The following is a 14192-nucleotide window of genomic DNA, read 5'->3' on the forward strand; positions in this document are numbered from 1 at the left end:
CGTGTGCCTTTCCCGGAATTGATGTAACCCTTGATGACAGCTCGCTCGATGCCACCCATCCCCCCGCTAATTTTTCCCTTCCCGGTTCGTTTTATAGGGACGACGTGCCTTTGTGCTTCCCGCCTATTGCCCCGGATTCGAAGAAATGAATGCTGAAGACTCCTTGAAACTTGCTCGCCGGTTTATCGGGCTGCCCCTGGAAAAACGCCAACTGTTCCTGCAAGCCCTGCAGAAAGAGGGCGTGGATTTTTCCAGGTTTCCGATACCGGCAGGGGTGGAGGTTGAGGATCGCCAGGCGCTTTCCTACGCGCAGCAGCGCATGTGGTTTCTCTGGCAATTGGAACCGGCCAGTGGCGCCTACAATTTACCTGGCGCGGTGCGCTTGACCGGCGCGCTGAGCCTACCTGCGATGGAGCAGGCGTTCGCCAGCCTGGTGGCGCGTCACGAAACCCTGCGCACCGTGTTCCAGCGACAGGCCGACGAGCGCTTGGCGCAGGTGGCGGTAGAACCGGCGGTGAATGTCGAGCAGTTGGACGTCAGCGCCTTGCCAGCCGCCGAGCGCGAGCAGGCCGTCAGCGACGCCGCTACCCGCCAGTCCCTGTTGCCGTTCGACCTGGAGCACGGCCCGCTGCTGCGTGTGCAACTGCTCAAACTCGCCGATCAAGAGCACGTGCTGCTGCTGACCCTGCATCACATCGTCTCTGATGGTTGGTCGATGAACGTGCTGATCGACGAGTTCATTCGTTGCTATGACGCCCATGAGCGCAACGAAGAACCGCAATTGCCGGCGCTGCCGATCCAGTACAGCGACTATGCCCTGTGGCAACGGCGCTGGCTGGAAGCGGGGGAGCAGGCGCGCCAGTTGGAATACTGGCAGGCGCGCCTGGGCGACGAGCATCCGGTACTGGAACTGCCCACCGACCACCCACGCCCGGCGATGCCCAGCCATCAAGGCACGCGGTATAACTTCGCGATTGATCCGGCATTGGCGGTACAACTGCGCAGTTGCGCGCAAAAACACAACGTCACTTTGTTCATGCTGCTGCTGGGCGCGTTCAATGTGCTGCTGCATCGCTATACGGGCCAGGGTGATATCCGCGTCGGCGTGCCGATTGCCAATCGCAACCGCACTGAAGTCGAAGGGCTGATCGGTTTCTTCGTCAATACCCAGGTGTTGCGCACCGAACTGAGCGGGCAAACCCGCGTGACCGAGCTGTTGCAAGGCATCAAGGAACACGCCCTGGGTGCCCAGGCCCATCAGGAATTGCCCTTCGAGCGCCTGGTAGAAGCGCTGAAAATCGAGCGCAACCTGAGTCACACGCCGCTGTTCCAGGTGATGTACAACCACCAGCCGGTCGTCGCCGACATCGCTTCGGTCAGTACCGCGTCCGGCCTTGAGCTGGCCCTGGTGGAATGGCAAGGCCGCACCACGCAGTTCGACCTGACCCTGGACACCTATGAAAAATCCGGCACCCTGCACGCCGCGCTGACCTACGCCAATGACCTGTTTGACGCGCCGACCATCGACCGCATGGCCCAACACTGGATCAGCCTGTTGCAGGCGATGGTGTTGGATGGCGAACAGCGTATCGGCGAATTGTCGATGCTTGATGCCCAAGAACAGCACCGGCTGGTTCACACCTGGAACCAGACTGCCGAGCCATACCCAACCGAACGCGCAATTCATCACCTGATCGAAGACCAGGTTCAGCGCACCCCGGATGCACCGGCACTGGTATTCGGTACAACCACCTTGACCTACGCCCAGCTCGACAGCCGGGCCAACCAGCTGGCCCACGCCTTGTGCGAGCAGGGCGTAGGCCCCGACGTGCTGGTGGGGATCTGTGTCGAGCGTTCCGTCGAAATGGTCATCGGCTTGCTGGCGATTCTCAAGGCCGGTGGCGCCTACGTGCCCCTCGACCCCGAGTATCCCCAGGAACGCCTGGCCTACATGATCGAAGACAGCGGCATTCGGTTGCTGCTCAGCCAGCAAAGCCTGCTGGCCGCGCTGCCCGCTGCCGGTATCCAGGTGATTGCCCTGGATCAGCCGGCGCTGTGGCTCGACGGCTACAGCCACACAGCGCCCGCCGTCGCTATTGATGCACTCAATCTCGCCTATGTGATCTACACCTCCGGCTCCACCGGCAAGCCCAAGGGCGCCGGCAACAGCCATCGAGCGCTGGTCAACCGCTTGAGCTGGATGCAGCAGGCGTACGGTCTGGATGCCGCGGATGCGGTGTTGCAGAAAACCCCGTTCAGCTTCGACGTGTCGGTGTGGGAATTCTTCTGGCCGCTGATGACCGGTGCGCGCCTGGTGGTTGCGGCGCCTGGGGAGCACCGTGAACCGGCGCGCCTGATCGAAACCATCGGCCGGTACGCCATCACCACGTTGCACTTCGTGCCGTCGATGTTGCAGGTGTTTATCCATGAGCCGGGCGTTCAAACGTGTGCGAGCCTCACGCGAATCGTGTGCAGTGGCGAAGCCTTGCCCCTGGATGCGCAACGGCAGGTGTTCGCCAGGCTGCCCGATGTGGCGCTGTACAACCTCTATGGCCCGACCGAAGCGGCCATCGACGTCACCCACTGGACCTGCATCGACGAAGGCGCCGACAGCGTACCCATCGGCCGCCCGATCGCCAACCTCGCCACCTATGTGCTCGACGCCCAACTCAACCCGGTGCCTGACGGTGTAGCTGGCGAGCTGTACCTGGGCGGTACTGGCCTGGCGCGCAGTTATCATCGGCGCCCGGCGTTGACCGCCGAACGTTTTGTGCCAAGCCCGTTCGTGACGGGTGAGCGGCTGTATCGTACCGGTGACCGTGTGCGCCAGCGCGCCGATGGTGTGATCGAATACCTCGGCCGTCTCGATCACCAAGTCAAGTTGCGCGGCTTGCGTATCGAACTGGGCGAAATCGAAACCCGCCTGATGCAGCACCCGCAAGTGCGCGAAGCGGTGGTGTTGGTGCAAGGTGGCAAACAATTGGTCGCGTACCTGGTGTGTGAAGGCGAGGAGCCGACCGACCTCAAGGCCTGGCTGCTCGGCAGCCTGCCGGAATATATGGTGCCGACCCACTTCCTCACCCTGGCCAAGCTGCCGGTGACCGCCAACGGCAAGCTTGACCGCAAGGCATTGCCACTGCCGGATGCAGCGCTGCAACAGGCGTTTATCGCCCCACAAGGCGACCTGCAAACAGCCCTGGCGGCGATCTGGAGCGATGTGCTCGGCGTTGAACAGGTCGGCCAGGACGATAACTTCTTCGAGCTGGGTGGCGACTCGATCATTTCTATCCAGGTGGTCAGCCGCGCCCGCCGGGCCGGTATCCGACTCAGCCCCCGGGACCTGTTCCAGTACCAAAGCATCCGTAGCCTTTCACGGGTGGCCAGCTTCGACCAAGTCAGCCTGATCGACCAGGGCCCGCTCAGTGGCGAGGTGATTCTGACCCCAGTGCAACAGCACTTTTTCGCCCAGGCGATCCCGGCACATCATCACTGGAACCAGTCGTTGCTGCTGACCCCGCGAGAGGCGTTGCAGCCCGCGCAGCTGGAAGCGGCCTTGAACCAGCTGATCCAGCATCACGACGTCTTGCGCCTGCGTTTTGTGCAGCAGGCGGATGGCTGGCATCAGAGCCATGCGGCGCCCCTCGCCGAGCCGCTGCTGTGGCAGTCCCACGCCAACATCGACGCCGAGTTGGCAGCGCTTTGTGATGAAGCCCAGCGCAGCCTCGACCTCGAACAAGGCCCGCTGATACGCGCCGCATTGGTGAGCATGGCCGATGGCAGCCAACGCTTGCTGCTGGTGATCCACCACCTGGTCGTCGATGGTGTGTCCTGGCGCATCCTGCTCGAAGACCTGCAACAGGCTTACCGCGAACAGTCGCTGCCGGCGAAAACCAGCGCGTACCAGCATTGGGCGCAGCAACTTCACGACCACGCGCAAACCCTCGACGAACAACTGCCGTACTGGCAGGCGCAATCGGTCGACACCGATCTACCTTGCGACCACCCCGAGGGCGGCCTGCAAAACCGGCTGGGCACCAAACTGGAAACCCGCCTCGACGCCGAGCAGACCCGCCGGTTGCTGCAAGACGCACCGGCGGCCTATCGCACCCAGGTCAACGACCTGCTGCTGACGGCCCTGGCGCGGGTGATCAGCCGCTGGAGCGAACAACCCGCTGCGCTGATCCAGCTCGAAGGCCATGGCCGCGAAGACCTGTTCGACGACATCGACCTGAGCCGCACCGTCGGCTGGTTTACCAGCCTGTTCCCGGTGCGTCTGCGCGCCGAAGGCGAGTTGTCCGATGCGATCAAATCGGTCAAGGAGCAACTGCGCGCCGTGCCCGACAAGGGCCTGGGTTACGGTCTGCTGCGTTACCTGGGGTCGCCGCAGGCCCGCGAAAGCCTGGCGAACCTCGCCGCACCGCGCATTACGTTCAACTACCTGGGCCAGTTCGACCGTCAGTTCAATGAGTCGGCACTCTTCGTACCGGCCAGTGAAGGCAGCGGCCAAGCCCAGGATCCCGAGGCACCGCTGGCCAACTGGTTGACAGTGGAAGGGCAGGTGTATGGCGGTGAGTTGGCGCTGCAATGGGGCTTCAGTCGTGAGATGTTTGACGTGTCGAGCGTCCAGCGTCTGGCGGATGAATACACCGCTGAACTCAAGGCGTTGATCGAACATTGCTGTGCTGCTCCGGCAGGGCAGGTGACCCCGTCGGATTTTCCGTTGGCACGTCTTACTCAGCAGCAACTGGATGCATTGCCCGTGGCGGGGTCGGCCATTGCCGATCTTCACCCGCTGTCGCCGATGCAGCAGGGCATGTTGTTCCACACGTTGCTTGCGCCCGAGGCCCAGTCTTATATCAACCAGTTGCGGCTCGACATCGAAGGGCTCGACCTATTGGCCTTCGGGCGTGCGTGGCAGGCCGCGCTGGACCGCCATGACACCCTGCGCAGCAGCTTCCACTGGTTGGGAATGGACAGTGCTCACCAGTTGATCCAGCACCAGGTTGACCTGCAACTGCAAGTGATTGAAGACCCGTATGCCGACTTCGACGCCCTGGCCCAGGCTGAACGTGAGCGCGGTTTCGCACTGAATGCCGCGCCGCTGTTTCGCCTGACCCTGGTGCGCGGTGCGGGCGCGGCCTGGCACCTGATTTTTACCAGCCACCACATTCTCATGGATGGCTGGAGCAACGCGCAGTTGCTTGGCGAAGTCATTGCTCACTACGCAGGCCAGGCTGTGCCCGCACCACTGGGGCAATGGCGCGATTATTTGGGCTGGTTGCAACAGCAAGGCTCTGGCGAAGCGTTCTGGAAAGCCGCACTGGCAGCATTGCCGGCGCCGACCTTGCTGGCCCAGGCACTGCGCAAGCCGGTGGACGGGATCGGCATGGCGGACCATCACGTGGCGCTGGACAGCGACGTTACCCGACGTCTCGGCGAGTTTGCGCGCCAGCACAAAGTGACCCTCAATACCGTGTTGCAAGGCGCCTGGAGCCTGCTGTTGCAGCGCTACACAGGCCAGGATTGCGTGGCCTTCGGCGCCACCGTGGCCGGGCGTTCCGCGCCACTGCCAGGGATCGAGCAGCAACTGGGCCTGTTCATCAATACCTTGCCGATCATCAGTGCAGCCTCGCCAGCCCAGTCGGTCGCAAGCTGGCTCGGCGAGTTGCAAGCGCTCAACCTCAGCCTGCGCGACCATGAGCATGTACCGCTCTACGATATCCAGGCTTGGGCCGGCCATCACGGCGCGGTGTTCGATACCTTGCTGGTGTTCGAAAACTTCCCGGTTGCCGAGGCGCTCAAGCAAGGCGCGCCGGCTGGCCTGACCTTCGGCCGCCTGCACAACCATGAACAAACGCACTACCCATTGACCCTGGGCATTGAGCTGGGGGCCAACCTGCGCCTGGAGTTCAGCTACGACCGTTCGCTGTTCAGCGAGCCGCAAGTCGCCCGCCTGAGCGCCAACCTTCAACACCTGCTGGCGCAATTGCTCGCAGATGCCCATGTACCCCTTGGTAACCTGCGCCTTCTCGACGCCACCGCACAGCAGAATATGCTCGCTCTCAGCCGGTCAGCTGCGGCTGCCCAGGGTAACGAGCGCGTGCATCAACGCATCGCTGCCCAAGCCCAGGCCACCCCAGACGCCATGGCTGTACTGGCCGGTGGCGAAGGCTTGACGTACGCCGAGCTAAACCAGCGGGCCAATCGTCTGGCCCATCGCCTATTGGAGCTTGGTGTCGGTCCCGGACAACGGGTGGGCCTGGCTTCGCGTCGTGGCCCACAGTTGATTGTCAGCCTGTTGGCGGTACTCAAAAGTGGCGCGGCCTACGTACCGCTGGACCCGAAATACCCCGTCGAGCGCCTGGCCTACATGCTCGCCGACAGCCGACTCAACCTGCTGCTCAGCGAAGTGGGCTTGCTCGTGGATCTGCCATTGCCCCAAGGACTGGCACGTGTGGATTTCACCGCCTGCGGTGACGAGCTGGCCGGCTACCCGACGACCAACGTGCCCAACCCTGCTGCCGCTGCTGATCTGGCATATGTGATCTACACCTCGGGCTCCACCGGTCAGCCCAAAGGTGTGGCCATCGATCATGCCGCCCTCGGTCAATTCTGCGACAGTGCCACGCTGTACAGCCGCTTGAGTGCCGAGGATCGCGTCTTGCAGTTTGCGACCTTCAGTTTCGACGGTTTTGTCGAGCAGTGCTTCCCGCCCTTGTGTGTGGGTGCAGCGTTGATCATGCGCAGTGATGAGCTGTGGGACGCCGGGCAACTGGCGCGGGAGATCGTCGAGCAAGGCGTAACCCTGGCCGACTTGCCGGCGGCCTACTGGTATCTGTTGGCGCAGGAATGTGCAGTGCACTGCCGCTCCCTGGGCAAGCTGCGCCAGGTGCATGTGGGCGGTGAAGCCATGGCGGTGGAGGGTGTACGTGCCTGGCATGCCGCAGGGCTTGGTCATGTGCGCCTGGTCAATACCTACGGGCCGACCGAAGCCACGGTGGTGTCCAGCGTGCATGACTGCCAGTTGACCGATGCCAACGACGCGTACGGCGTACCGATTGGGCAGGCGATTGCGGGGCGTGCGCTGTATGTGCTCGACAGCGGTTTCGAACTGCTGAGCACCGACGGTGTGGGCGAGTTATGCATCGGCGCCGAGGCGGGCTTGGCCCAGTGCTACTTCGATCGCCCGGCGCTCACTGCCGAGCGCTTCTTGCCGGACCCATTTTCCGCCACGCCCGGTGCGCGGCTTTATCGCAGTGGCGACCTGGCCCGGTACAACGCGGCGGGGGCGCTGGAATACGTGGGGCGTATCGACCATCAGGTGAAGATTCGCGGCCTTCGTATCGAAATGGGCGAGATCGAAGCCAGCCTGCAAGCCTTGCCCGACGTGCGTGAAGCGGCAGTGATTGCCCAGCCGAGCGCGATCGGCATGCAGTTGGTGGCGTATGTGGTACCCGCCGACGATCAGCAGTTGGAAACGCAGGCACTGGCCACTCGCTTGCGTCAGGCGTTACCGGATTACATGGTGCCGGGACATTGGGTGGTACTCGATGCCTTGCCGCTTAACAACAATGGCAAGCTCGACCGCCGGGCGCTGCCGGCACCGGATCTGAGCCAGGCGTGCGCCGTGTACGTGGCACCTCAGAGCCCTTTGCAGGTGCAGTTGGCAGCGATCTGGCAAGCGGTGCTGCACGTGGAGCGGGTTGGCCTGGACGACCACTTCTTCGAGCGCGGCGGTCACTCGTTGCTGGCGACTCAGGTGATCTCACGGGTGCGTCACGACCTCAAGCTGGACGTGCCGTTGCGGGCCCTGTTCGAACAGCCGACGCTGGCAGCCTTCGCGGCGGCTTGCGCAGGCTTGACGGCCGATACGGCGCCAGCGCTCCAAGTACTTGGACGTGAGCAGCCGCTGGCGTTGTCCTTTGCTCAGGAGCGTCAATGGTTCCTGTGGCAATTGGACCCGGCCAGCGCGGCTTACCATGTACCGACTGCATTGCACGTGCGCGGTCAACTCGACAGTGCGGCACTTGCACGCGCCGTCCAGGCCCTGGTGCAGCGTCATGAGCCGCTGCGCACTACGTTTGTGGAGGCGGGCGAGCACACCTTGCAAGTCGTCCACCCCAGTCTGACCGTGCCGATTGAGCAGCAAGCGATCGACGCCGATGCCATCGAGCACGCCGTCAGCGAAGAAATCCAGCGCCCGTTCGACCTGCTTGACGGCCCATTGATGCGCGTCAAGTTGCTGGTCGTCGCGCCTGAGCACCACGTGCTGGTCATTACCCAGCACCACATCATCTCTGATGGCTGGTCGATGCAGGTCATGATCGACGAGTTGGTAGCGCTGTACCAAGGTGACGCGGACTTGCCGGCCTTGCCGATCCAGTACGCCGACTATGCCCGTTGGCAGCGTGATTGGATGGCGGCAGGGGAGCAACAACGCCAGCTCGATTACTGGTGCGCCCGTCTGGGTAACGAACATCCGCTGCTGGACTTGCCGCTGGACCATCCGCGCCCAGCGGTGCAGAGCTATCGCGGCGCACGCCGGCAGATCCATCTTGACCGCGTGATGCTGGCTGAGCTCAAAGCCTTGGCCGAACGCCAGGACGTGACCTTGTTCATGCTCCTGCTGGCCTCGTTCCAGACCTTGCTGCACCGCTACAGCGGCCAGTCGCAGGTTCGCGTCGGCGTGCCGATCGCCAACCGTAATCGTCTCGAAACCGAGCGGCTGATGGGCTTCTTCGTCAATACCCAAGTGCTGCAGGCGCAGTTGCACGGGCAGATGCCTTTCGAGCAGTTGCTGGGCCAAGTCAAACTGCGCGCTTTAGAAGCCCAGGCCCATCAGGACCTGCCGTTCGAGCAACTTGTGCAGGTGTTGCAGCCGGAGCGCAGCCTGAGCCATAACCCACTATTCCAGGTGATGTTCAATCATCAAAGCAGCCTGCGTTCGGGTTCAGTGCAACTGTCTGGCCTGGTGTTGCAGCCAATGGACTGGGCGGGTCACAGCACGCAGTTCGACCTGAACCTGGAAACCGAGGAATCGGCCGACGGCCTCTGGGCGTCCCTGACCTACGCCACCGACTTGTTTGACGCTGCAACGGTGGAGCGTCTGGCCGAGCATTGGCAAAACTTGCTGCGCGCGGTCGTGCACGATGCCTCCCAGCCCTTGGATGAACTGGCGATGCTGAGCACGTCGCAATGGCAACAAATGGTGCACGACTGGAACCGCAGCGACACCCCATACCCACACGAACACTGCGTACACCAGCTGTTTGAGGCCCAGGCCGTGGCGCAACCCGACGCCATCGCGCTGCACTTCGACGAGGAGCGCCTGAGCTACGGTGAACTCAACCGCCGCGCCAATCGCCTGGCCCATCGTTTGATCGCCATGGGCGTCGGCCCGGACGTGCTGGTGGCAGTGCACGTGGAGCGCTCCCTGGACATGGTGGTCGGCTTGCTCGCGACTCTCAAGGCCGGTGGCGCCTATGTCCCACTCGACCCGCAATTCCCGGCAGAGCGCCTGGCGTTCATGCTCGAAGACAGCCGCGCCCGGGTGCTGCTGACCCAGGCGCACCTGCAAGGGCGCCTGGTGCAGCCGCAAGGCGTGCAGGTGCTGATGGTCGAGGATGTCGGCACGCAGGCATATAACCCGCAGGTTGGCGTTACACCGCAAAATCTGGCCTACGTCATCTACACCTCCGGCTCCACCGGCAAGCCTAAAGGGGTGATGGTAGGCCACCAGGCGCTGTGCAGCTTTACCAGCGGTATGGCCGGCACCTTGGATATTGGCCGGCAGACGCGGCTGTTGTCGCTGACGACCTTCTCGTTCGATATCTTCGCCCTGGAGCTGTACGTGCCGCTGAGTATGGGCGGCACAGTGCTACTGAGCGCCCAGGACATGGCCCTCGACCCTGAGGCGATTCTCGAACTGGCCCAGCGTCAGGCCGCGAGTGTGCTGCAGGCCACGCCATCGAGCTGGCGCATGTTGCTCGATAGCCCGCGCGCCCATTTACTGAGTGGCATAACCTGTCTGTGCGGTGGTGAAGCGCTGCCAGCCGACTTGGCCCAGCGCCTGCTCGAGCTGCAAGGTACCGTATGGAACCTCTATGGCCCGACGGAAACTACCATCTGGTCAGCGGCTCATCGTCTGCACCAAGCGCAGCCTTTCGTTGGACGGCCGATTGCCAATACCGGGTTGTTTATCCTCAATCCCGGCCTCACTCCATGCCCGCAAGGCGCGTCTGGCGAGCTGCTGATCGGCGGTGTCGGCCTGGCGCGCGGTTACCACAGGCAGCCGGCCCTCACTGCCGAACGCTTCGTGCCCAACCCGTTTGGGGCGCCGGGCGAACGCCTGTACCGCACCGGTGACCTGGCACGCTACCGGGCCGACGGCGTGGTGGAGTACATCGGGCGCGTCGACCATCAGGTCAAGGTCCGTGGCTTCCGGATCGAGCTGGGTGAAATCGAAGCCTGTCTGCGTGAGCACGACGGTGTACGCGAAGCGGTGGTGCTGGCCGATAACGACCGCCTGATCGCCTATCTGGTCAGCTCCGCACCGCAGCCACAGCAGGCGTACAAAGCCGCGCTGCGCGAGCGCCTGCCGGATTACATGGTGCCTGCGCACTGGATGTTCCTCGATAGCCTGCCCTTGACCCCCAACGGCAAGCTCGACCGCAAGGCGCTGCCCAAGCCGGAGGTTGGCGATTCACTCAAAGGCCATATAGCACCGGTAACCCTGCGCGAGCAGCAGGTGGCGGCCATCTGGGCCGAAGTGCTGGAGGTGCCGCAGGTCGGCCTCGACGACCACTTCTTCGAGCTGGGTGGCCATTCATTGCTGGCTACGCGTGTGGTGTCGCGGGTTCGCCAGGCCCTGACACTGGAAGTTGCGCTCAAGACCTTGTTCGAACACCCGCTGCTGAGTGATTTCGTTCGGGCCTTGGGCGAGGAGTGCGCTCCTGCGCCAGCGTTGCTCAAGGCCGACCGCACGCAGCCTTTGCCGCTGTCCTACGCTCAGGAGCGCCAATGGTTCCTCTGGCAACTGGACCCGACCGGCGCCGCGTACCACATCCCCAGCGCCTTGCGTTTGCAAGGGCCGTTGGACCTGAGTGCACTGCAACGCAGCTTCGACAGCCTGCTGGCACGCCATGAAAGCTTGCGCACGCATTTTCAGCAACAGGCCACCGGTGCGTTGCAGGTCATTGAGGCCGTTGGCTGCGTCGATATCGACCGGGTCGATAGTGATTACGCTAGCCTCAAGGCGCGGGTCGCCGAAGTGGTCGCCCACCCGTTCGACCTGCTGCGCGGGCCACTGCTGCGGGTCAAGTTGCTGCGTCTGGCCGACGATGATCATGTGCTGGTGCTGGTGCAGCACCACATCGTCTCCGATGGTTGGTCGATGCAACTGATGGTTGAGGAGTTGGTGCAGTTGTATGCCGCCTTCAGCCAGGGTCAAACCCCAAGCCTGCCGATGCTGCCGATCCAGTACGCCGACTATGCCGTATGGCAACGCGACTGGATGGCCGCGGGCGAGCAGGCACGTCAACTGGCCTACTGGCGCGAGCATTTGGGCGGCGAGCAACCGGTGCTGGAATTGCCGTTCGATCACCCGCGCCCGGCTCAGCCAAGCCATCGCGGCGCCCGCTTGGGCATCGAGTTGGCCCCCGAGCTGTTGGACGGCTTGCGCAGCCTGGCACGCAGCGCGGGTGTGACGCTGCCGATGGTGCTGCTGGCGTCTTACCAGGCCTTGTTGCATCGCTACAGCGGCCAGGAGGACGTGCGCGTCGGCGTGCCGATTGCCAACCGCAACCGTCTCGAAACCGAGGGTTTGATTGGCTTCTTCGTCAACACCCAAGTGCTCAAGGCCGATATTCATGGCCAGATGAGCGTGGAGCAATTGCTGCACCAGGTACGCCAGCGCTCTTTGGAGGCTCAGGCGCACCAGGACCTGCCCTTCGAGCAGTTGGTGCAGGCTTTGCAACCGGAGCGCAGCCTGAGCCTGAGCCCGTTGTTCCAAGTAGTGTTCAACCACCGTGTAAGCGGTGCCGACAGCCACCTGAGTCGCCTGACCGACCTGCACGTGGAGGTCCTGGATCTGGATGAGGGCGTGGCCCAGTTCGACCTGGCGCTGGATGTGGAAGAAAACCCGACCGTGCTGCGCGCCTCCCTGAGTTACGCCACTGACCTGTTCGCTGTGGCGACCATCGAGCGGATGGCCGGGCATTGGCAGAACCTGTTGCGGGCAATGGTGGCCGACCAACAACAGGCTATCGGCCAATTGAAGCTGCTGGGCCAGGATGAGCAACAGCACATCCTTGAGCTGTGGAACCAGACCGACGCCGGTTTCTGCGCCGAGCGTCTTGTCCACGAGTTGGTAGCCGACCGTGCCCGGGAAACCCCGGATGCGGTGGCGGTTAAGTTCGATGCGCAAACCCTGAGCTACGCCGAACTGGATCGCCAGGCCAACCGTCTGGCTCATGCCCTGATTGCCCGTGGCGTCGGCCCGGAAGTGCGCGTGGCGATTGCCATGCCGCGCAGCGCCGAGATCATGGTGGCGTTCCTGGCGGTGATGAAAGCCGGTGGCGTGTATGTGCCGCTGGATATCGAGTACCCGCGTGATCGCTTGCTCTACATGATGCAGGACAGCCGTGCGCAACTGCTGCTGACCCATAGCCGTGCGTTGCAACAACTGCCGATCCCCGAGGGGCTCACCACCCTGGCGATCGATCGTAGCGAAGAATGGACCGGTTACAGTGATACGGCACTAGACGTGGCACCAGACGTGGCGCTGGATGGCGACAACCTCGCCTACGTGATCTACACCTCCGGTTCCACCGGCCTGCCCAAGGGCGTGGCGGTGTCTCACGGGCCGTTGGTGGCGCACATTATCGCCACCGGCGAGCGCTATGAAACCTCGCCGGCCGATTGCGAACTGCACTTTATGTCGTTCGCCTTCGACGGCTCCCACGAAGGCTGGATGCACCCGTTGATCAACGGCGCCAGCGTGTTGATCCGTGATGACAGCCTGTGGTTGCCGGAATACACCTATGAGCAGATGCACCGCCATAACGTGACCATGGCGGTCTTCCCGCCGGTGTACCTGCAACAGTTGGCCGAACATGCCGAACGCGACGGCAACCCACCGGCGGTGCGGGTGTATTGCTTCGGCGGTGATGCCGTCGCTCAAGCCAGCTATGACCTGGCATGGCGTGCACTCAAACCAACGTATTTGTTCAACGGCTATGGCCCGACCGAAACCGTGGTTACGCCGTTGCTGTGGAAAGCGCGCAAGGGTGACCCATGCGGCGCTGTCTACGCACCCATCGGCACCTTGCTCGGCAACCGCAGCGGTTACGTCCTGGATTCGCAACTCAATCTGCAACCCATCGGCGTGGCAGGCGAGTTGTACCTGGGCGGCGAGGGCGTGGCCCGGGGTTACCTGGAGCGCCCGGCACTGACTGCCGAGCGTTTCGTGCCGGACCCGTTCGGCAAACCGGGCAGCCGTGTGTACCGCAGCGGCGACCTGACCCGTGGGCGTCCGGATGGGGTGGTGGACTACCTGGGGCGTGTTGACCATCAGGTGAAGATCCGCGGTTTCCGTATCGAGTTGGGTGAAATCGAAGCGCGTTTGCGCGAGCAGGTCAGCGTCGGTGAAACCGTGGTGGTCGCCCAGGAGGGGCCGACCGGCAAGCAGTTGGTGGCCTATGTAGTGCCGGCAGATGTCAGCCTGGCAGACCCCGCCGAGTTTCGCGATGCCCTGCGGCGAGCCTTGAAAGCCGACCTGCCGGACTACATGGTGCCCAGCCACTTCGTATTCCTGGCGCAAATGCCGCTGACCCCCAACGGCAAGCTCGACCGCAAGGGGTTGCCATTGCCGGATGCGAGCCAGATGCAGCAACAGTACGTGGCCCCGCAAACCGAGCTTGAACAACAGATCGCTGCGATCTGGGCCGACATCCTGCACCTGCCGCAAGTGGGCCTGAACGACAACTTCTTTGAAGTCGGCGGCCATTCCTTGCTGGCGATCCAGATCACCTCCCGGGTGCAAGCCGAATTGGGCCTTGACGTGCCGCTGATGGAACTGTTCCAGACCGATTCGCTGCGTGCCTACGTGCAGGCGGCAGCCACTTTCCGCGCCGGCAGCGTGGAAGATTTTGATGACCTGCGTGACTTTTTGAGCGAACTAGAGGCGATTTGAA

General features: G+C 63.2%; 1 protein-coding gene. It reads left to right on the forward strand.

Annotated elements, in window-relative coordinates; all coding sequences use genetic code 11:
- Positions 1-145: 145 nt before the first annotated feature.
- Positions 146-14191: a non-ribosomal peptide synthase/polyketide synthase gene (locus tag LJX92_RS11015; protein WP_228309751.1), complete on the forward strand. Its 14046-nt coding sequence runs from the start codon at positions 146-148 to the stop codon at positions 14189-14191.
- Position 14192 lies beyond the last annotated feature (1 nt).

The organism is Pseudomonas sp. HN8-3 (genome assembly GCF_020790195.1).
GTDB lineage: Bacteria > Pseudomonadota > Gammaproteobacteria > Pseudomonadales > Pseudomonadaceae > Aquipseudomonas > Aquipseudomonas synxantha_A.